General features: G+C 61.4%; 20 protein-coding genes. 13 read left to right on the top strand and 7 right to left on the bottom strand.

The features are described 5' to 3' along the window. Positions 1 to 72: 72 nt before the first annotated feature. The 8 genes from cyoA to ACVOLO_RS10220 all read left to right on the top strand — a co-directional run bounded on the left by cyoA (position 73) and on the right by ACVOLO_RS10220 (position 8,002). The gene (cyoA, locus tag ACVOLO_RS10255) at positions 73 to 972 is read left to right on the top strand and encodes a ubiquinol oxidase subunit II (RefSeq protein ID WP_481570163.1); all 900 of its coding nucleotides are present in this window, start codon (positions 73 to 75) and stop codon (positions 970 to 972) included. 5 nt (positions 973 to 977) lie between these two features. Then, a complete protein-coding gene (gene cyoB, locus ACVOLO_RS10250) occupies positions 978 to 2,960 on the top strand; it encodes a cytochrome o ubiquinol oxidase subunit I (RefSeq protein ID WP_481570162.1) in 1,983 nt (660 codons plus the stop codon). Then, on the top strand, positions 2,957 to 3,586 hold the full coding sequence (gene cyoC, locus ACVOLO_RS10245) for a cytochrome o ubiquinol oxidase subunit III (RefSeq protein WP_481570161.1): 630 nt from the start codon (positions 2,957 to 2,959) through the stop codon (positions 3,584 to 3,586). The genes cyoB and cyoC overlap by 4 nt, the downstream gene beginning before the upstream one ends. A 2-nt stretch (positions 3,587 to 3,588) precedes the next feature. After that, the gene (cyoD, locus tag ACVOLO_RS10240) at positions 3,589 to 3,921 is read left to right on the top strand and encodes a cytochrome o ubiquinol oxidase subunit IV (RefSeq protein ID WP_269792816.1); all 333 of its coding nucleotides are present in this window, start codon (positions 3,589 to 3,591) and stop codon (positions 3,919 to 3,921) included. A 79-nt stretch (positions 3,922 to 4,000) separates the two neighbouring features. Beyond that, positions 4,001 to 4,693, top strand: coding sequence for an SCO family protein (locus ACVOLO_RS10235; protein ID WP_481570160.1), 693 nt, complete (start codon positions 4,001 to 4,003; stop codon positions 4,691 to 4,693). Between the two features lie 179 nt (positions 4,694 to 4,872). Then, entirely contained in the window at positions 4,873 to 5,292 is a 420-nt protein-coding gene (locus ACVOLO_RS10230) for an H-NS histone family protein (RefSeq protein WP_481570159.1), read from the top strand. A 306-nt stretch (positions 5,293 to 5,598) separates the two neighbouring features. Continuing rightward, positions 5,599 to 7,290 (top strand): RNA-directed DNA polymerase, encoded by a 1,692-nt coding sequence (locus ACVOLO_RS10225; protein ID WP_481570158.1) that lies wholly within the window; start codon positions 5,599 to 5,601, stop codon positions 7,288 to 7,290. After that, complete coding sequence (locus ACVOLO_RS10220) at positions 7,280 to 8,002, top strand: hypothetical protein (protein WP_481570157.1); 723 nt, start codon at positions 7,280 to 7,282, stop codon at positions 8,000 to 8,002. The genes ACVOLO_RS10225 and ACVOLO_RS10220 overlap by 11 nt, the downstream gene beginning before the upstream one ends. Positions 8,003 to 8,090: 88 nt before the next feature. Here ACVOLO_RS10220 and ACVOLO_RS10215 read toward each other — a convergent pair whose 3' ends face one another. The 6 genes from ACVOLO_RS10215 to ACVOLO_RS10190 form a co-directional block, all read right to left on the bottom strand. Next, complete coding sequence (locus ACVOLO_RS10215; protein ID WP_481570156.1) at positions 8,091 to 9,092, bottom strand: 2Fe-2S iron-sulfur cluster-binding protein; 1,002 nt, start codon at positions 9,090 to 9,092, stop codon at positions 8,091 to 8,093. 9 nt (positions 9,093 to 9,101) lie between these two features. Continuing rightward, complete coding sequence (locus tag ACVOLO_RS10210; RefSeq protein WP_481570155.1) at positions 9,102 to 9,368, bottom strand: glutaredoxin family protein; 267 nt, start codon at positions 9,366 to 9,368, stop codon at positions 9,102 to 9,104. A gap of 623 nt (positions 9,369 to 9,991) precedes the next feature. Next, positions 9,992 to 10,969 (bottom strand): zinc-binding dehydrogenase, encoded by a 978-nt coding sequence (locus ACVOLO_RS10205; protein ID WP_481570154.1) that lies wholly within the window; start codon positions 10,967 to 10,969, stop codon positions 9,992 to 9,994. Positions 10,970 to 10,987: 18 nt separating this feature from the next. Beyond that, on the bottom strand, positions 10,988 to 11,398 hold the full coding sequence (locus tag ACVOLO_RS10200) for an organic hydroperoxide resistance protein (protein WP_481570153.1): 411 nt from the start codon (positions 11,396 to 11,398) through the stop codon (positions 10,988 to 10,990). 129 nt (positions 11,399 to 11,527) lie between these two features. Continuing rightward, positions 11,528 to 12,205, bottom strand: a complete 678-nt coding sequence (locus tag ACVOLO_RS10195; RefSeq protein WP_481570152.1) for a type 1 glutamine amidotransferase domain-containing protein — start codon at positions 12,203 to 12,205, stop codon at positions 11,528 to 11,530. A 10-nt stretch (positions 12,206 to 12,215) separates the two neighbouring features. Then, a complete protein-coding gene (locus tag ACVOLO_RS10190; RefSeq protein WP_481570151.1) occupies positions 12,216 to 12,848 on the bottom strand; it encodes a TetR/AcrR family transcriptional regulator in 633 nt (210 codons plus the stop codon). A gap of 599 nt (positions 12,849 to 13,447) precedes the next feature. Here ACVOLO_RS10190 and aroQ point away from each other — a divergent pair. From aroQ to accC, 5 genes are read left to right on the top strand one after another with little or no spacing between them, the layout of a single operon-like run. Then, positions 13,448 to 13,894 carry a type II 3-dehydroquinate dehydratase gene (gene aroQ / locus ACVOLO_RS10185; protein WP_481570150.1) on the top strand — a complete coding sequence of 149 codons (447 nt, stop codon included), beginning with the start codon at positions 13,448 to 13,450 and terminating at the stop codon, positions 13,892 to 13,894. Continuing rightward, on the top strand, positions 13,891 to 14,319 hold the full coding sequence (locus ACVOLO_RS10180) for a lysozyme inhibitor LprI family protein (RefSeq protein WP_481570149.1): 429 nt from the start codon (positions 13,891 to 13,893) through the stop codon (positions 14,317 to 14,319). The genes aroQ and ACVOLO_RS10180 overlap by 4 nt, the downstream gene beginning before the upstream one ends. Before the next feature lie 53 nt (positions 14,320 to 14,372). Continuing rightward, on the top strand, positions 14,373 to 14,849 hold the full coding sequence (gene accB, locus ACVOLO_RS10175; protein WP_481570148.1) for an acetyl-CoA carboxylase biotin carboxyl carrier protein: 477 nt from the start codon (positions 14,373 to 14,375) through the stop codon (positions 14,847 to 14,849). A 14-nt stretch (positions 14,850 to 14,863) separates the two neighbouring features. Further along, positions 14,864 to 15,241, top strand: coding sequence for a four helix bundle protein (locus ACVOLO_RS10170; protein WP_481570147.1), 378 nt, complete (start codon positions 14,864 to 14,866; stop codon positions 15,239 to 15,241). Between the two features lie 54 nt (positions 15,242 to 15,295). Next, positions 15,296 to 16,663: an acetyl-CoA carboxylase biotin carboxylase subunit gene (gene accC, locus ACVOLO_RS10165; protein ID WP_481570146.1), complete on the top strand. Its 1,368-nt coding sequence runs from the start codon at positions 15,296 to 15,298 to the stop codon at positions 16,661 to 16,663. A 307-nt stretch (positions 16,664 to 16,970) separates the two neighbouring features. Here the strand turns inward: accC and ACVOLO_RS10160 are convergent, their stop codons facing one another. Continuing rightward, on the bottom strand, positions 16,971 to 19,043 hold the full coding sequence (locus ACVOLO_RS10160) for a putative bifunctional diguanylate cyclase/phosphodiesterase (protein ID WP_481570145.1): 2,073 nt from the start codon (positions 19,041 to 19,043) through the stop codon (positions 16,971 to 16,973). Between the last annotated feature and the right edge of the window lie 45 nt (positions 19,044 to 19,088).

Here is a 19,088-nt window from a genome sequence, read left to right as displayed (position 1 = left end):
AGCCGCTCCCCGCCTGCGTGCCGGGCGCAGGCAGTCCCTGGTCAGCAGCTCCTTCAACAGGGTCGACCTTCAATGAATATCTGCTGGAAACGCATCCGCCCAGCGCTGGCCGCTTTGGCATGCGTGGGTTTGTCTGGTTGCAACTGGGTATTGCTGGACTCCAAGGGCGATGTGGGCATTGCCCAGCGCGACCTGATCCTCATCTGCGTGGCGCTGATGATGATCGTGGTGATTCCGGCCATCGTGCTGACCTTCGTCTTTGCCTGGAAGTACCGCGCCGGCAATACCAAGGCCAAGTACATGCCCGACTGGGCGCACTCCACCAAGGTGGAAATCGTGGTGTGGGGCGTGCCGCTGATCATCGTGGCGGTGCTGGCGGTGATCGTGTGGAAATCCACGCACGAACTTGACCCTTACAAGCCGCTGGATGTGCCCGGCGAGCCGCTGCATGTGGAAGTCATTTCCACCGACTGGAAGTGGGTGTTCGTCTACCCGGACCTGGGCATTGCCACGGTCAACCAGCTCAACTTCCCGGCCAACCGCGAGCTGGCGTTCGACATTACCTCCAACTCGACGATGAACACCTTCTTCATCCCGCAGCTGGGTGGGCAGATCTACGCGATGGCCGGCATGCGCACGCAGCTGCACCTGGTGGCCAACGAGCCCGGCCAGTTCCGCGGCATGTCCGGCAACTACAGCGGCCACGGCTTCTCCAACATGAAATTCGTCGCCACCGCGATGACCGACGAACAGTTCGATGGCTGGGTGGCGGAAGTGCGCCGCTCGCCGGAGCAACTGAGCTTCGACGAATTCAAGCGACTGGCCGCCCCCACCCGCAAGGAGCCGGTGCGCCACTTCGCCAGCGTCGAACCGCTGCTGTTCAAGAAGGTCATCGACCAGTTCATCGGCGTGGGTGAGAACACCGCGGCCGCGTCGGGCCAGCACGCAGAAACCAAGGCCTCCCAGGAGTAATGAGCATGTTCGGTAAATTGACGTGGGACGCCGTGCCATTGCACGACCCGATCGTCGCAGTGACATTGGCGGGCATGGTGCTCGGCGGCCTCGCATTGCTGGCCGCGGTCACCTATTTCAAATTGTGGGGCGTGCTGTGGCGCGACTGGTTCACCACGGTGGACCACAAGAAGATCGGCATCATGTATGTCGTGGTCGCGCTGGTGATGCTGATCCGTGGCTTCGCCGACGCCTTGATGATGCGTGCCCAGTTGGCCGCCGCCGGCCCCGGCAGTGACGGCTTCCTGCCACCGGAACACTACGACCAGATCTTCACCGCCCATGGCGTGATCATGATCTTCTTCGTGGCCACGCCGTTCGTGGTGGGCCTGATGAACATCATCGTGCCGTTGCAGATCGGCGCGCGCGACATGGCGTTCCCGTTCCTCAATGCCTTCAGCTTCTGGATCTTCGTGGTCGGCGCTGCGCTGATGATGATCTCGCTGGGCGTAGGCGAATTCGCCATGACCGGCTGGGTGGCCTACCCGCCGTTGTCGGGTATCGAGTTCAGTCCAGGCGTGGGTGTGGATTACTACATCTGGGCGCTACAGGCCTCCGGTGTTGGCACACTGCTGACCGGCGTCAACCTGTTCATCACCATCCTGCGCATGCGTGCGCCGGGCATGACCTTGATGAAGATGCCGGTGTTCACCTGGACCGTGCTGGTCACCAGCGTGATCATCATTGCCGCGTTCCCGATCCTGACCGTCGCCCTGGGCGCGCTCACCCTGGATCGCTACCTGGACTTCAACTTCTACACCAATGACCTGGGTGGCAACCCGATGATGTACGTCAACCTGGTGTGGGCCTGGGGCCACCCGGAGGTGTACATCCTGGTATTGCCGGCGTTCGGCATCTTCTCCGAAGTCACCGCCACGTTCTCGCGCAAGAAGCTGTTCGGCTACAAGTCGATGGTGGGTGCAACGCTGGCGATCGGCATCCTGTCGTTCGTGGTGTGGCTGCACCACTTCTTCACCATGGGCTCCGGTGCCAGCGTCAATGCCTTCTTCGGCATCATGACGATGATCATCGCCATCCCCACCGGCGTGAAAATCTTCACCTGGTTGTTCACCATGTACGGCGGCCGCGTCGAGTTCAGCGTGCCGATGCTGTGGACCATTGCGTTTCTGGTCACCTTCACCATTGGTGGCATGACCGGCGTGCTGCTGGCCATCCCGGGTGCGGACTTCCTGCTGCACAACAGCCTGTTCCTGGTGGCCCACTTCCACAACACCATCATCGGTGGCGCGCTGTTCGGCTACCTTGCCGGCTTTGTCTACTGGTTCCCGAAGGTGTTCGGCTTCACCCTCAACGAGCGCCTGGGCAAGTGGTCCTTCGCCTGCTGGGTGATTGGTTTCTACCTGGCCTTCATGCCGCTGTACATGCTCGGCTTCATGGGCATGACCCGGCGCATGAACCAGTACGACAACCCCGAGTGGACGCCCTACCTGATTGCCGCCTTCATCGGTGCCCTGTTCGTGCTGGCCGGTATCGTGCTGATGCTGGTGCAGATCTACGTCAGCGTGCGCGACCGCAAGAAGAACCTGGACCTCACCGGCGACCCGTGGAACGCACGCACGCTGGAATGGGCCACGCCTTCGCCGCCGCCGTTCTACAACTTTGCCGTGGTGCCCAAGGCCGACCAGCTCGACGCCTTCCACGAAGCCAAGAAGGAAGGCCTGCCGCCGCCGCCCAAGCACTACGCACCCATCCACATGCCGCGTAACACCGGCGTGCCGCTGATCCTCAACATCTGGATACTGGCGCTGTGCTTTGCCTTGATCTGGCACATCTGGTGGCTGGCCGGTGCGAGCTTCGTGGCGATGATCGTCACCTGGATCGTGCGTTCCTACGACGAGGACGTGGACTACTACGTCAGCGCCGAGGAAGTAGCAAAAATTGAAAACCAGCACCAGCGCAAGCTCAAGCAACACGGGGTGATTGCATGAACCTGATGTCCAATACCGTGGTCACCGCCGAGCAGGTGCCCGGCCACGCCCATGACGACCATGGACACGACCAGGGCGGCATGAAGGTCTTCGGCATGTGGGTCTACCTCATGTCCGACCTGGTGCTGTTCGGCTCGCTGTTCGCCTCCTACGCGGTGCTCAGCAATGCGTATGCCGGCGGGCCGACCGGCGCGGAGTTGTTCTCGCTGCCGTTCGTGATGGTGGAGACCTTCCTGCTGTTGTTCTCCAGCATCACCTACGGCCAGGCCGTGCTGGCGATGCACCGGCAGAACAAGCGGGCCGTGCTGGCCTGGCTGGGCGTCACCTTCGCACTCGGTGCCGGCTTCATCGGTATGGAGCTGTATGAGTTCAACCACCTGATCCACATCGGCGCCGGCCCGACCACCAGTGCCTACCTGTCCGCGTTCTTCGCGCTGGTGGGCACGCACGGCATACACGTTGCCAGCGGCCTGATCTGGATGGCGGTGGTAATGCACCAGGTGCACCGCCGCGGCCTCACCCCGAGCAACGTCACCCGCATCTCCTGCCTGAGCCTGTTCTGGCACTTCCTGGACCTGGTCTGGATCTGCGTCTTCACCTTTGTCTATCTGATTGGAGTGTTCTGACCATGTCCGATATCGATACGTCCCGCGCCGGTGGTGGACATGGCTCGACCCGCTCCTACCTGATCGGCTTTGTGATCTGCGCGGTACTCACCGTCATCCCCTTCATGCTGGTGATGAACCCGGTGCTGTCGCGGCCGCTGACGCTGTTCCTGCTGGTCGGCTTTGCCGTCGTGCAGATCGTGGTGCAGCTGGTGTACTTCCTGCATATGAACCGCTCCTCGGAGGGCGGTTGGAACCTGGCCAGTTTTGTTTTCACGCTGGTCATTCTTTTCATCGTGGTCGCGCTCTCCATCTGGATCATCTGGAGCATGCACTTCCACATGATGGTCAACTGACGCACCCACGCACGGGCTGGCAGGCAACTGCCGGCCCGTGTCGTGCCGCGCGGCGGGCCGTCCCTCACCGACCGTTGCCATGTCCCGTTATTCCTCCCCCGCCAGCGGCCTTGCCGCACTGGCCCGCACGCTCCGCCTCCCCACCGTGCTGCTCACCGCCGCCAGCCTGCTGCTGGTGGCCTGCGCCGCCAAACCCAAGGTGGATTACTACGGCAAGGACATCGCCTGCGAAGCACTCGGCCAACACTGGTCGATGCCCGACAGCAGTGGCGTCACCCGCACGCCCGCCGACTTCAACGGCAAGGTCACTTACCTGTTCTTTGGCTTCACCAGCTGCCCCGACGTCTGCCCCACCACCATGGTGGAGTTGAACCGCGTCAAGCACCTGATGGGCTCGGACGCGGACGACCTGCAGGTAGTCTTCGTCACCGTGGACCCGGCACGCGACACCCCCGCCGTCGCCGAGACGTATGTAAAGGCCTTCGACCCCACTGCCACCGCACTGGTCGGCAACGACCAGCAACTGGCGGCAATGGCGTCCACCTTCAAGGCCTTCTACGACCGCGAAGACGGCACCCTGCCCGGCACCTACACCATGAGCCACACCTCAGGCGGCTACATTTTCGACCGCCAGGGCCGGCTACGCCTGTTCGCCCCCTTCGGCATGCCGGTGGAGCAACTGTTCTCCGACATCCAGCGCCTGACCCTGGAACCCAACCTGCCGGTAGGCCAGAAGAACCCACCCGAATGCACCGCAAAGGTCCCGGGCTAAACCAGCAACATCCCAGAACCCCGAACCACTAAAGCCCCTCTCCCCCAGCGGGAGAGGGGTTGGGGAGAGGGGGAAGCCTTCGGCAAGCAACCCACCAGCACCCACCACTCACCCAAACCACCCCAAACCCCACCCCACCCCACCTTGACACCCGCCCCCTCAAAACTGAGGCTAATGCCATGAGCATTGACCTTACCCCCCTGAATCTCCGAGAGCTCAACACTCTCATCCGCACCGCCCAGGCAAAACACAAAGCACTCACCAGTCGTCCCCCGGTCGAACAGGTCAGGCGCAAACTGATCGCCGACGCCAAGCGTGCCGGCTACACGATTGATGAAGTCTTTGGCCTCGGCGCAGACCCGGCCGAACCAAAGGCCAAGACCGCCCGCCGCCGCAAGGGCCCCAAGGTCAAGCCGAAATACCGCGACCCGGAAAACCGCTGGAACACCTGGACCGGCCGCGGAAAGATGCCGCTCTGGCTCGCCTCCAAGATCCGCTTCGGCCACAGCCCCACGGACTTTCTGATCCCCGGCGTCGCCAAGCTCACCCCGAAAGAGAAAGTGCTGACGGGAAAGCGGAAGTTGTTCAAGCAGGGTTGAGTGGGACATATAAAAAGCAACCAGACGGGGAGTCTGGTTGCTTTTTTTGTATAAAACCTGAGAAATACTGCGCATCTCGCTCTACACGCGCGCCTGAGAGACATGTACCCACTCGCGGTCAATAATCAGCGTCCGAATCAGCCAAAGATCGCAAAAGCCCATCGGCCGGGACAGGAACTCGTTATCAGCATCCGCCACATAACAACGCCCTCCGTTGAATTGTAGAAAATAATAACGCAACTTCCTGCTTACCCCTCTGCGTGCTACTTTCCGACAGATCTAATCAACCCAAAAAGGACAACGTGGATGATTTTGGTTACACAAGAGCACTTTACGAGAGCTGCGCGCGAAATTGCAAAACACGGGGATAACGACACACTCCCCTTTGATCTGGACGTAAGACTCTGTGGTGACAGAGCAGATGAGCTTGCTAGCATTGCCTTTGGTTTTTTCAATGAACTGAAGAACTGTCCCGGAAAAGAAAACCATGCGCGAATTGCGTCACTTCCCATTTGGAGCGAGCGGTTAGTTGCCCCCTCCGGTCCAGCAGGGTTCCGGGTAGTCACCAAGATTCATCCATTCTGGAACATTTATCTAAATGGACTAGCTATCGCGATTGCAGAGAAATTAGAACCTCAACGCGCCAGCACTGCTCATTCATATAGATTTTTGTGCGGTGATGACGAACAGATATTCAATGGAGACAGGTCATGGAGGGCTTTCAAGGAAGAAACCGTCACTCAGAGTGAGATGGCAGGACCGGACTCTATTGTCGTACAAACAGATATCTCAAGCTTCTATGAGCATGTTTCCCACCACTATATAGAGAACTGCATATCTGACCTCGATGGAGGCCAAACTCAGGTCGCAAGCCAAATAAATGCGCTACTTAGCCGTTTGTTCGCGGGACGATCCTTTGGCCTTCCGGTTGGCGGTCAAGGTGCCCGAATTTTGGCCGAGCTATTCCTTCACCCAATCGACATGGCGCTTTCTGCGAGCGGCGTTTCCTGGCATCGATACGTTGACGACTATGTACTCATCGCAAGCAGTACCGCAGAAGCCTATCGTGCGCTAGCTGTATTAGCGCAGGCCCTAATGGATTATGGATTGACACTTAATAAATCCAAGTCAGTATTTCTCTCCCAAAAACACTATAGCGGATACGTCATCGCACAGCTGGGTGTCGATGATGATGAGGCAAAGCAGCTCCGCACAATCGACATCAAGTTTGACCCATACTCCGACTCTCCCCGAGATGACTATGAGTCACTAAAAGAAACAGTGGAAAGCCTGGATGTCAGGCGCCTTCTCTCAAGAGAGCTCGACAAGGCCATTCCTGACAATTTCTTAGTGGCTCAAATTAGTAGAACAATGCCACTACACGAGCCAGAGGCGGCACTTGAGCTGGCTGTAACTCTACTCGGAAAGCAGAATATCCACGCATTCAGATCATCTTTCTCAACGATCATGAGAGGATTTTCACATCTCAGATCCAAGGATGAATTTTCGGCAATCTTTGAGCGACTTGATGTACTAATAGACGAGGTTCCGGTCCACTCAGGCCATCTCTTGGAAGCTGAAACGAACCTCCTTCACTATCTGCGATGCCTACGTTTCTCCAACTCAATGCGACGCGCTCAATTTGTCCGCAACACATTCGACAGAACACAGATGGATACAGTAAGAAGAGCCTGCATTGATTGCTGGAGGGGCTGGAGGGATCGCACAGCATTTAATCACCTAAGAAATCGCTGGGGACAGATGACCGCCGAGTGTCAAAGATTATTCTGGCTATTTTCCCACTGCTTTGGCGATGAAGGTGATAAGGCCAGACTGCAATACAAGCGCGCTGCCGCTTCCTACTGGGAGCTGGGAGTCGAACTACCTTTCGACCCCGTAAAAGATAAATCAAAACTTCAGAAACACCCCCGAGGAGCCGAACCACGATTCGCCGACATTTACATGCAGTGGGCGAAGGAATTCGACAATGCAATTTGACCCAAGAACCGTGGCAAGGGATATACCCGGCATAGTGGATGAGCTATTTCCACACCTGACTTCAGGCACCGTCGCACACTTCAACACGGGCATCCAAGATTTAGCAATACAACACATTCCAAGCGACCTCCTTGCCTCTTCAAAAATAAAGAAAGCGATGCTATTCGAACTTGCATATAGCGTTGCAGAGAGTTTGCTCACCGGCACCACGGTAGAATGGCAGTCTTGTTTAGCCAGTGCAGTCAAGAGGCAAAGTGCTTTCTTTGATGCAGGACATCCCCCGCACCTGGAGGATGCAGACAAGAAAATTGCTCTAATAGTCGGGCAGAACATGGCCTCGTCGCTTAATAAATTGGCGAACGAATTGGAAGCGCCGCTTACTTCAAACCCATTCATTCCCGGCCTTGAATGGGTTGCAAATGGGCGAGGAGATTTCGCCATCACCGACACGCTCGTCGAGGTTAAGTGTACAGCGACAAAATTTGCTTCCGCCGACTATCGACAAGTCGCTATCTATTGGTTAATGAGCTATGGCGCATCCCTTGAGGGTCGAGGCAGCGAGTGGCGCAACTTCGTTCTCCTTAACCCGCGCAGAGGCGAATCCCTATCAATGACATTCGACTCACTACTATCTTCAATATCGGGCACTCGCACTAAAGTTGACATATTGCAACTATTCCACTCTCTCGTTGGGACACGGGCTAGATCATAGGGATAATGAGAATCCAAGGGTCAGGAAGGAGTTTATAGAATATTGAACACCCCCTGACCCCCATCTTTTCACAAACATGCAACGCCCCCTACCCCGCCGTAAAAAACACATCCGCATGCATATCCTGCGCCCGCAACCCACGCGCACTTGTAACCCGCATCGCCGCTTCAACCATCAACGGCGGCCCGGCGACATAGGCTTTCCAACCATCAAGGTTCTGCAGGTCTTCGGCGACCGCGTCGGCAACCATGCCGGTGCGTTGTGATGCAGCTGCGGGCGCATCGGAAAGCACGATGGTGAAAGCGAGGTTCGAGTGCTGCTGCGCCAGCTGCTCAAAGTAATCGGCGAGATAAATATCCCGCGTGCTCCGCGCACCAAAGTAGACGTGGATCGGCTGCTTCATGCCGGCGGCAAGCGCGGCATCCACGATGCATTTGATCGGCGCCAAACCCGAGCCACCTGCGATGCATAACAGTGGCCCCGTATGGTGCTCGCGCAGGAACGAGGAGCCGAACGGGCCTTCTACCAGCACCGGCTCACCGAGCTGCAGCTGCGCGTGGATGCATTCGCTCGCGGCGCCACCAGGCACGCGGCGGATGTGGAACTCAAGCAGGTCATCGCCCGGGCCGCTCGCCATGGAGTAATCGCGGGCGGGGGCGCCCAGGAATTTCAGCCGCACATATTGGCCGGGGCGAAAGGCAAAGGTGTCACCGTGATCGTTGACCAGCTGGATACGCTTGATGTCGTGCGTGGCGTCTTCAATGGCTGCCACGCGGCAGGTAAGGCGGCGTGGCGGGTACGCTGCGACCTCCTCTTCTTCAAGCCAGGTAACAACGCCGTCCGCTGTTGGAACGGCACAGCAAGCGAGGATCAGCCCTTGCGCCTTGTCCGCGCTGGTGAGTGCAAAGCGGTTGTGTTCGCGCAACTCGACCTCGCCACTGACCAGGCGTGACCGGCACGATCCACAACGGCCGGAACGACAGGCATGCGGATAGGCAATGCCGGCAGCGAGCGCCGCATCAAGAATGGTCATGCCCGCCGGCACCGTGATGCTGCGCCCGGTGCCACGCAGCTCGATGATGTTGCTCATGGCGTGCACTCAGACCGCATTGGCCAAACCCAGCGCCACCATCAGGCCGGACTTCTGCGATGCAAAGGTTCCGTAGAACACCTGGTCGCCCACCAGGGTGATCGGCGCGACGCGCACGCCGGTGCGGCGCTTGGCTTCGTCACGGACCGCGGCATCGGTGAGGTCGCGCTCCTCGAACGTGATGCCTTCCCTGGCAAACCACTCCTTCAACATCCGGCAATCAGGGCAGGTGGGCGTCGTGTAGACGATGACGGGGGGATGAGATGCGCGGGTCATGCAGGCCTCCTCAAGCGGGCGATGGATTCATGCAGACGTGGACGCCGGTGGCGATGCACGCAACGGGCGTTCTGCACGGATTCAAAGCCTAAAGATTCCCGTCGTGGGAAGGTCAAGCAGTTCTCGCAATTACGCGTGAGTGGGAAGAGAAGAAGCGCCCGAGCGCGACCGGCAGACCGTTGGTACGGAAGCGAATCGCTCCTCTTTCGCAAACGGAAAAGGCCGGCATTTCTGCCAGCCTTCTGCGTGGACTGCTATCAACCTCGTTGGCCTGGTGCGTTCGGCACAAAGAGAGCTGATGCCAGCGAAGCGTTCGTTGAGTCTTCAACATGACTCTGACCCCGGTTTTCGACGTTGACGCCGGTGGCGATGCACGCAACAGGCACTCTGCACGGATTCAAAGCCTAAAGATTCCCGTCGCGGGAAGGTCAAGCGGTTCTCGCAATTGCGCGTGAGTGGGAACAGAAGGAGAGCCCGAGCGCGACCAGCAAATCGCTGGTACGGAAGCGAATCGGTCCTCTTTCGCAAACGGAAAAGGCCGGCATTTCTGCCGGCCTTCTGCTTGAACACCCATCAACATCGCTTGGTGTAATGCATTCACCTCGACATCACCGCATCAGAACTCAAGGGCGCAACAACACCTTGCCGTTCTTGCCTGGCTCCAGGCTTGCCTTCGCCGCTTCCGCCGCATCGGCCAGGTCGTAAATCCCCTGCACGGGCAGCGCCAGTTCACCGCTCATCACGCGCGTCAGCAGTTCGCCGACCAGCCGGCGCTTGTTCTCGACCGACATCTGCTGGCTGACCTTGCTGCCCCAGAAGCCCTTGACCGTGGCCTGCTTGAAGATGACGTCGCCGGACGGAATCTGCATCGGCTCGCCGGCCATCGAACCGAACGACACCAGCGTGCCGTTTTCGCCGAGCAGTGACAGCAGATCCGCACTCGCTTGCCCGCCGATGGAATCCACCGCCGCGTGCGCGAGTTGGTCGCCGAGCAACGCCTGCGCACGTTGCTTCCAATCGGCTTGTTCGGTGGACAGCACGCTGTCGATGCCGAGTGCCTTGAGTTCATCGACGCCGGCATCGCGGCGCACCAGCCCGAGCACCTGCACACCGCGCGCGGCGGCGAGCATCGCCAGGGTCTTGCCGACCGCACCGTTGGCGGTGTTCTGCACGATCCACTGGCCAGGTTCGGCCTGCAGGAATTCCAGCAGCATCAGCGCGCTCAGCGGCATGGCGATCAACTGCGCCGCAGCTTCGTCGGCGATGGCGTCCGGCACGGGGATGACCATGCGCGCCGGGGCGATGAAGCACTCCGCCCAGGTGCCGTGTACCGAGGCGGCCATCACGCGCTGGCCGATGGCGAGGTGGTCCACGCCCTCACCCAGCGCGTCGACGGTGCCCACGGCTTCACTGCCGCCGATGGCCGGCAACGTGGGCTTGTAACCGTACGTGCCGCGAACGGTCGAGAGATCGTGGTTGTGGATGGGCGCGAGGATCGTCTTGATCCGCACTTCGCCCGGGCCCAGCTGCGGCACCGGGCGGTCGCCCAGGGCCAGCACGTCGGCCGGTTCACCAAAGGTGGTGTGGATTGCACTGCGCATGGGGGGCTCCGGTGGGAATCAGGCGGTGGTGACGTGCAGGCGCACGTCGATGTTGCCGCGCGTGGCGTTGGAGTACGGGCAGATCTTGTGTGCGGCTTCGACCAGGCGCTGGGCGTCTGCGTGGTCCAGGCCCTGCACTGCAACGTGCAGATCAATGTCCAGCGCGTAGCCACCTTCGGCGGCCTGGCCGATGCCCACTTCCACCGACGTTTCAGTCCCGCCGGGCTGCAACTGCAGTTGCTTGGCGGCCACCGGCAATGCGTTGTCGAAGCAGGCGGCATAGCCCAGTGCAAACAACTGCTCGGGGTTGGCGCCGGCCTTGCCGGAGCCGGGCAGTGCCAGATCAAGCGCGAGGCTGCCGTCGTCCAGTGCAGTACGGCCAGCACGGCCGCCGGTGGAGGTGGCGCGGGTCTTGTAGAAGATTTTCATTGCCGGTTTCCTGGGGGAGTGTGGGGGATGGATGCGGTGAACGTTGGAGGTGACGTATTGCGGTTCTGTTGCCGATGGTTCCCCGGGTGCGCTTCGCTTACCGATCTACGCAGGCGCGGGTGCAGGTACTCAGGCCAACTGCGCAAGCAGCGCCTTGGCAACGGCTTCCGAGCTGGCCGGGTTCTGGCCGGTGACGAGGTGGCCATCACTCAACACATACGGCTGCCAGTCCGGGCCCTTGCTGTAGTTGCCACCGAGGCGGGCGAACGCATCTTCGATCAGGAATGGCACCACGGCGGTCAGGCCGACTGCGTCTTCCTCGCTGTTGGAAAAGCCAGTGACCTTGCGGCCCGCCACCAGCGGCGTGCCGTCGGCGGTGCGTGCGGCAATCAACGCAGCGGGGGCGTGGCAGACCAGGCCCAGCGGTTTGTTGGCGCGATCGAAGGTTTCGATCAGGGCGATGGAATCGGCATCGCGCGCCAGATCCCACAACGGGCCGTGGCCGCCGGGATAGAACACGGCATCGAACTGCGCCGGGTCGATCTGCTTCAGCGGCAGCGTGGTGGCCAGGTGCTGCTGCGCGTCGCGGTCCTTGTTGAAACGCCCGGTGGCCGGGGTTTGTGCATCGGCCTCGTCACTGCGCGGGTCCAGCGGCGGCTGACCACCGGCCGGCGAGGCCAGGGTAATAGTGGCGCCGGCATCCTTGAACACGTAATACGGCGCGGCGAATTCCTCCAGCCAGAAGCCGGTCTTGTGCCCGGTGTCACCGAGCCGGTCGTGCGAGGTCAGTACGAACAGGGCATTCATGGCAGTGCCCTCAGTGTGTGGGGGAGAAAACAGCTGCGACGGTGTTGCCGCACATCAACAGGTGTTCGGTGGCTTCACCGGCTTGTTGCAGCGGCCGGCGGTCCTGGCTGAGCTTGGACAACAGGGCGGCGCCCAGCCACATCTGGTACAGCACGCGCGCGACATCAAGCGCGGGTTTGCCCGGCGGCAGTGAGCCATCGGCGCGGCCCTCTTCGACCAAGGCGGCAATGCGCTGCAGCAGCCGTTGCACGCCGTCATCGAGCACGCGGCGCATGTCCTCGGAAAGGTCCGCGACTTCAGCGGCCAGCTTCACCACCAGGCACTCCTCGGCCCAGCCCTGCGTCGGGTCAACCGGATCACGCGCCCAGGCATCCCAGTAGCGCATCAGACGTTGCTGGCCATTGCCACCGTCGGCCAGCAGCAGGTCGAGCTTGCGCCCATAGCCGTCCACGTACTGTTGCAACAGCTGGCAGCCGAAGACTTCCTTGGAGGCGAAGTAGTGATAGAACGAGCCCTTCGGCACGGCACAGGCCTTGAGGATTTCCTGCAGGCCAAGCGCGGCAAACCCCTTCTGGAGAACCAGCCGGTAGCCGGTATCAAGGATGTGCTGGCGGGTGGTTTGGGCTTTGGGGGAGAGATTCATGGTGTGGACTCTACGCCAAATAGACCAGTCGTCTATTAATGGAGGGTTAGTGTGGGTGCGGGGGACTCCTGGAAATGGACGTCGGTTGATGTCGAGGAGCTGAGGCTTAGCCGGCATGGAAGGGCCACAGCGAACCGAAAAGCGCATGCGCCTCCCTTCTCCCGTTAACGGGACTGCAGCCCCCTTTTTGGGGGAAGGTGCCCCGAAGGGGCGGATGAGGGGAGCTTTGAAGCTTTGGCTTTGGCCCGAACTCAAGCCTTTATTGAAGCTACTTCGCTCTACCCTCTCCCCAACCCCTCTCCCGTAAAGGGAGAGGGGCTAAAGCTGGGCTCAAGCAACATCTGCCTTGTCGCGAACTTCGCCCATTTGCCATCAATCGCCGCGCATTACGTCCGGGCGCTGTGATGCGCTCTTCGCTCGGCACGAGTACCCAATAAGAAAAATCTCATACGCTTGCCGCTCCCAGGCACTGCTGCACAAGCAATGTCGGCAACCCGGCAGAATTCAAACAAACGATTAAAACGCAGCTAATTTCGTCGAACTGGACAGCATCCACGGCTTCCCTCACACTGCCGCCCTTTCCCGCCGACCCTTGGCACATGGCAAAGCTGCTGGTTCTCCACGGACCCAATCTCAACCTGCTGGGCACCCGCGAGCCGGAGGTCTACGGCCACACCACGCTGGCGCAGATCGACGCCGCCCTGGCTGCGCAGGCGCAGCAGGCCGGGCACCAGGTCGAGCACCTGCAGTCCAACGCCGAGCATGTGCTGGTGGACCGCGTGCAGGCCGCACGCAGCGATGGAACCGCTTTCATCCTGATCAACCCGGCCGCCTTCACCCATACCTCGGTTGCCCTGCGCGATGCGCTGGCAGCCGTGGCCATACCGTTCATCGAGATTCACCTGTCCAACCCGCATAGCCGCGAGCCCTTCCGCCAGCACAGCTACCTCAGTGACAAGGCGGTGGGCGTGATCTGCGGCTTCGGCGCGGACAGCTACCGCTACGCCATGGATGCGGCACTCGCCCGTGTGGAGGCCGGCGCGTGAACGCGCTGCCGCAGTTGCTCGCTGGCATGGCACTGGCGTGCCTGCCGCTTGCCGGTGCCCATGCGCAAGGCCTTGATCGCCAGGCCGAAGGTATCGACTGCAGCCGCCCATCCAGCACCATGGAACTTGACCTGTGCGCGGCCGACCGCGCCGACGAGGCCGATGCCGTGTTGAACACCACCTACAGGCAGGCCCGCAGCCAACTGCAGCAGCAGGCAAGCGACGGTATCTGCACGCAGTGCGCCGATGCCGAGCAGCAACTGGTCGCCGCGCAACGCGCCTGGATCCAGCTGCGCGACCAGGACTGCAACGCGGTGTACGCCTTCCACGCCGACGGCACATCGCGCAACAGCGCGCGCATGCACTGTCTCACCACCCACGCGCAGGACCGCACCCGGCAACTGCGCGACTTCTACGAACTCTGACCCGGGCGCCCCGCGCCTTCTCCTTACCGCTCAATAGAACGAAAGAGGCCCTCATGGATCTGCGCAAAATCAAGAAGCTCATCGACCTGCTGGAAGAGTCGAACCTGGCCGAGATCGAGATCAAGGAAGGTGAAGAATCCGTGCGCCTGTCGCGCACCCCGGTTGGCGGCTACGTCGCTGCCCCGGCCCCGGCACCTGTCTATGCCGCAGCCCCGGCTGCCGCTGCCATGCCGATGAGCGGCCCCACCGAAGCCTCCACCGGCGGCACCGCCAAGCCAGGCAACGCCCTGCCCGAAGGCCACGTGCAGCGCGCGCCGATGGTCGGCACCTTCTACGCCTCGTCCTCGCCGGACAAGCCGGCCTTCGTCAGCGTCGGCCAGACCGTCAAGGCCGGTGAAACCCTGGCCATCATCGAAGCGATGAAGATGTTCAACCCGATCGAAGCCGAAGTCTCCGGCACCGTGGTGGCCATCCTTGGCGAGAACGGCAGCCCGGTGGAATTCGACCAGCCGCTGTTTGTGATCCAGTAACGCGGGAGTCGGGAATGGAGAATGGGGAATCGCCAAGGCGGCCGCACGAACGGCTCGACGTATGGCGCGACTCCATGGACATGGTGGAAATGGTCTACAAGGCTTCAGAGGCCTTTCCACACTCCGAAATTTTCGGATTGACGTCGCAACTGCGACGGTCCGCTGTCAGCGTCCCGGCCAACATCGCCGAAGGCGCTGCCCGCCGCTCCACTCCCGAATACCTGCGTTTTTTGTCAATTGCCCGCGGGTCGTTGTCCGAAGCCAGTACCCATCTGCAGATTGCCTGCCGGTTGGGCTACATCAGCCAGATTGCTGCACTTGATGAACTGATTGATCGGATCTTCGCGCGCTTGACCGCACTGATGAACGCTCTGCAAAAGCGAGGGAACTGAAGATGCAAGCGCTTTCCCATTCCCGATTCCCCACTCCCCATTAACGGCCCTGACATGCTCGATAAAGTCGTAATCGCCAACCGGGGTGAAATCGCGCTGCGCATCCTGCGCGCGTGCCACACCCTCGGCATCCGCACGGTCGCGGTGCATTCCACCGTTGACCGCAACCTCAAGCACGTGGCCATGGCCGATGAATCGGTCTGCATTGGTCCGGCTCCGTCGTCGGAAAGCTACCTCAACATCCCGGCGTTGATCGCCGCGGCCGAGGTCACCGACGCGCAGGCCATCCACCCCGGCTACGGCTTCCTGTCCGAGAACGCCGACTTCGCCGAGCGCGTGGAGCAGTCCGGCTTCATCTTCATCGGCCCGCGTGCGGAAACCATCCGCCTGATGGGCGACAAGGTCGAAGCCATCCGCGCGATGAAGGCCGCCGGCGTGCCGTGCGTGCCCGGCTCGGGCGGCCCGCTGGGCGAAGACATCGTCACCAATACCAAGATCGCCCGTGAGATCGGTTACCCGGTCATCATCAAGGCATCGGGCGGCGGCGGCGGCCGTGGCATGCGCGTGGTGCATGCCGAGGCCTCGCTGAAGGCCTCCATCGAGACCACCAAGTCCGAGGCCAAGGCGGCGTTCGGCAATGGCGAGGTCTACATGGAGAAGTACCTGGAAAATCCGCGTCACGTGGAAATCCAGGTGCTGGCCGACGGCCAGGGCAACGCCATCCACCTGGGTGAGCGCGACTGCTCGATGCAGCGCCGCCACCAGAAGGTGGTGGAAGAAGCACCGGCACCGGGCATCACCGCCGAACTGCGCGAGCAGATCGGCAAGGTGTGCGTGGAAGCCTGCATCCGCATCGGCTACCGCGGCGCGGGTACGTTCGAGTTCCTGTTCGAGGACGGCAAGTTCTACTTCATTGAAATGAACACCCGCGTGCAGGTGGAACATCCGGTGACGGAAATGGTGACCGGCATCGACCTGGTGGCCGAGCAGCTGCGCGTTGCCTCGGGCCAGAAGCTGACGATCAAGCAAAGTGACGTGGTGCTGCACGGCCACGCCATCGAATGCCGCATCAACGCCGAGGATGCGGAAACCTTCATCCCCAGCCCTGGCCTGATCACCGGCTTCTACCCGCCGGGTGGCCCGGGCGTGCGCGTGGATACGCACATCTACGCCGGCTACAAGGTGCCGCCGAACTACGACTCGATGATTGCCAAGCTCATCGTGCACGGCCCGGACCGCGACACCGCCATCGCCCGCATGCGCGTGGCACTGAGCGAGATGGTGGTGGACGGCATCAAGACCAACGTCGCCCTGCAGCAGCGCATCATGCGCGACAAGGGCTTCCAGGCCGGTGGGCAGAACATCCACTACCTGGAAAAGCGCCTGGCCGAGCGCAAGAACCAGTCGATTGCCTTGACCTGATCAAGCGCGATCAACGGGCATGAAAAAGGCGGGGAAACCCGCCTTTTTCTTTGCCTTGGAATTGCTGCTGGGCTTCGGCCCCTCCCCTTGCGGGCGCAGCACGCAGGGGGAGGTTGGGAGGGGGTTGCTTTACGCATTGCTTCAACCGCAAAAAACACCCCTCCTCAACCCTCCCCTGCACCTGCGGTGCAAGGGAGGGAGCAAAGCTTCGGCCCCTCCCCTTGCGGGCGCAGCACGCAGGGGGAGGTTGGGAGGGGGTTGCTTTGCGCACTTGCCGTGCAACGGTGGGAGCAGAAGCAACGCCAGCTCACGCTGCGGTTTTTTCTCCGTAGTTACCAAACGCCCCTGCTTCCGCAGGACGCCCAAGATAAAACCCCTGCAACGTATCGCAGCCCAGCGACAACAAAAATTCGCGTTGCGCGGCGGTCTCCACGCCTTCGGCCACCACCTTGATTTTCAGCGCGCGCGCCAGGGCGATGATCGACGACACAATGGCCGCATCTTCCTCGTTGTGCTCCAGGTCGCGCACGAAAGCACGGTCGATCTTCAACTCCGCGGCCGGCATGCGCTTGAGGTACAGCAGGCTGGAGTAGCCGGTGCCGAAGTCGTCGATGGCAATCTGCACGCCCATTGCGGTCAGCTTGTTCAACACCTCCAGGCTGGCTTCCACATCCTTCATCGCCGTGGTCTCGGTGACCTCCAGGGTCAGCCGGCGCGCATCAATACCGTGCTGGGCAATGATGTCGCGCACGGTGTCCACCAGCACCGGCGAATCGAACTGCAGCGGCGACAGGTTCACCGCCATCGACCAGTCCGTATGGCCTTCGTCATGCCAGCACCGCAGCTGCCGGCAGGCCTGCTCCAGCACCCAGTCCCCGATCGGCAGGATCAGGCCACTGCGCTCGGCAATGGGAATGAAGACATCCGGCGCGAGCAGGCCATGTTCCGGGTGCTGCCAGCGCAGCAGCGCCTCGGCGCCGGTGACGCTTTGTTTGCAGGCGTCGAATTTGGGCTGGTAATGCAGCACCAGTTCGCCACGCTCCACCGCTTTTCGCAGGTCCTGCAGCAGCCGCAGCTGGCGGGTGGCGTTGACCTGCATTGCCGGGGTGAAGAACGTGTATCCGTTCCGCCCCGTCTGCTTGGTGTGGTACATCGCCACGTCAGCATGGGCCATCAATTCGCGTTCGTTGCCGGCATCGTTGGGGTACAACGCAATGCCCAGGCTGGCGCTGACCTGCAGTTCGGCCGCGTCGATGACGAACGGCTGTGCCACTGCTTCGACAATGCGCTCTGCCACCACCAGCGCGTCATCCGGGCTGCCCACGGTCAATGCCATTACGAACTCGTCGCCGCCCAGCCGCGCGAACGTGTCCTGCGGCCCCAGCAATGCCCCGATGCGCCGTGCCACTGCGGTCAGCAGACGGTCGCCCAGTTGATGGCCGTAGGCATCATTGACGGTTTTGAAGCCATCCAGGTCACAGAAGATGACCGCCACCGCGTGCGCCTCACGCTCCGCGCGCTTGATGGCCTGCTCCATGCGGTCCTGCAGCAGCATGCGGTTGGGCAACTGCGTGAGCGGATCATGCAGCGCGGCCTGCACCAGCTTGTGGTTGGCATCGGCCAGGGAATCGGCCAGCACGCCGGTGCGTTCACGCATGCGGCGGTCGAACAGCGAGGCAATCAAGGCAATGCCGATCGTCGCCACGGTGGTCACGATAACCAGCACCGCCAGCCAATGCGTATCGATGCCACCCGCGCGTACCGCGCCACACACGCTGCCTTCGGGGAAGCGCGCGGCAGCCATGCCGGTGTAATGCATGCCGACGATGGCCAGCCCCATCAACAGCGACGCCAGGCCCCGCATGTACCGGGTCTTGCTCCGTTCATTGCGTAGGCGGAACGCAATCCACAGGGCTGCGCCCGAGGCGACGATGGCCAGCGCGATGGAGGCGACGAACCAACCCGGGTGGTAGTCGATGCCCGGCTGCATGCGCAGTGCGGCCATGCCCAGGTAATGCATGGCGGCAATGGCCAGGCCCATCAGCACTGCCCCGGCCAGCAATTGCAGGCCCGGCAGGCAGGGCCGCGAGACCAGCCACAAGGCATAGGCCGAGGCCCCCACCGATACCGCCAGCGACCACAGCGTGATGCCCAGGTCGTAGCCCAGCGGAATGGGAAGATCGAACGCCAGCATGCCGATGAAGTGCATGGACCAGATGCCCAGGCCCATCGCGGCAGCCCCGCCGATCAGCCACCAGCGCGCCACGCTGCCCTGTGCGGTTGCCAGGCGGCCGGCCATGTCCAGGGCGGTATAGGAGGCCAGCACGGCCACCACTATCGAAAACACGACCAGCGTCTGATCGTACGTGGCAATCAACATTGCGAACCCATCAGCACAAATCCAGTCAGTCGCCTCTGTATCGGC

Source organism: Stenotrophomonas sp. STEN056, assembly GCF_056759635.1.
This window is presented reverse-complemented; position numbering and strand designations above follow the sequence as displayed.

Bases quoted from the DNA above. Each gene is read 5' to 3' on its own strand.
- ACVOLO_RS10230 (WP_481570159.1), top strand. From the start codon at position 4,873: ATGAGCATTGACCTTACCCCCCTGAATCTCCGAGAGCTCAACACTCTC.
- cyoD (WP_269792816.1), top strand. From the start codon at position 3,589: ATGTCCGATATCGATACGTCCCGCGCCGGTGGTGGACATGGCTCGACC.
- ACVOLO_RS10160 (WP_481570145.1), bottom strand. From the start codon at position 19,043: ATGTTGATTGCCACGTACGATCAGACGCTGGTCGTGTTTTCGATAGTG.
- ACVOLO_RS10195 (WP_481570152.1), bottom strand. From the start codon at position 12,205: ATGAATGCCCTGTTCGTACTGACCTCGCACGACCGGCTCGGTGACACC.
- aroQ (WP_481570150.1), top strand. From the start codon at position 13,448: ATGGCAAAGCTGCTGGTTCTCCACGGACCCAATCTCAACCTGCTGGGC.
- accB (WP_481570148.1), top strand. From the start codon at position 14,373: ATGGATCTGCGCAAAATCAAGAAGCTCATCGACCTGCTGGAAGAGTCG.
- cyoC (WP_481570161.1), top strand. From the start codon at position 2,957: ATGAACCTGATGTCCAATACCGTGGTCACCGCCGAGCAGGTGCCCGGC.
- ACVOLO_RS10220 (WP_481570157.1), top strand. From the start codon at position 7,280: ATGCAATTTGACCCAAGAACCGTGGCAAGGGATATACCCGGCATAGTG.
- ACVOLO_RS10210 (WP_481570155.1), bottom strand. From the start codon at position 9,368: ATGACCCGCGCATCTCATCCCCCCGTCATCGTCTACACGACGCCCACC.
- ACVOLO_RS10225 (WP_481570158.1), top strand. From the start codon at position 5,599: ATGATTTTGGTTACACAAGAGCACTTTACGAGAGCTGCGCGCGAAATT.
- accC (WP_481570146.1), top strand. From the start codon at position 15,296: ATGCTCGATAAAGTCGTAATCGCCAACCGGGGTGAAATCGCGCTGCGC.
- cyoB (WP_481570162.1), top strand. From the start codon at position 978: ATGTTCGGTAAATTGACGTGGGACGCCGTGCCATTGCACGACCCGATC.
- ACVOLO_RS10205 (WP_481570154.1), bottom strand. From the start codon at position 10,969: ATGCGCAGTGCAATCCACACCACCTTTGGTGAACCGGCCGACGTGCTG.
- ACVOLO_RS10215 (WP_481570156.1), bottom strand. From the start codon at position 9,092: ATGAGCAACATCATCGAGCTGCGTGGCACCGGGCGCAGCATCACGGTG.
- cyoA (WP_481570163.1), top strand. From the start codon at position 73: ATGAATATCTGCTGGAAACGCATCCGCCCAGCGCTGGCCGCTTTGGCA.
- ACVOLO_RS10170 (WP_481570147.1), top strand. From the start codon at position 14,864: ATGGAGAATGGGGAATCGCCAAGGCGGCCGCACGAACGGCTCGACGTA.
- ACVOLO_RS10190 (WP_481570151.1), bottom strand. From the start codon at position 12,848: ATGAATCTCTCCCCCAAAGCCCAAACCACCCGCCAGCACATCCTTGAT.
- ACVOLO_RS10200 (WP_481570153.1), bottom strand. From the start codon at position 11,398: ATGAAAATCTTCTACAAGACCCGCGCCACCTCCACCGGCGGCCGTGCT.
- ACVOLO_RS10235 (WP_481570160.1), top strand. From the start codon at position 4,001: ATGTCCCGTTATTCCTCCCCCGCCAGCGGCCTTGCCGCACTGGCCCGC.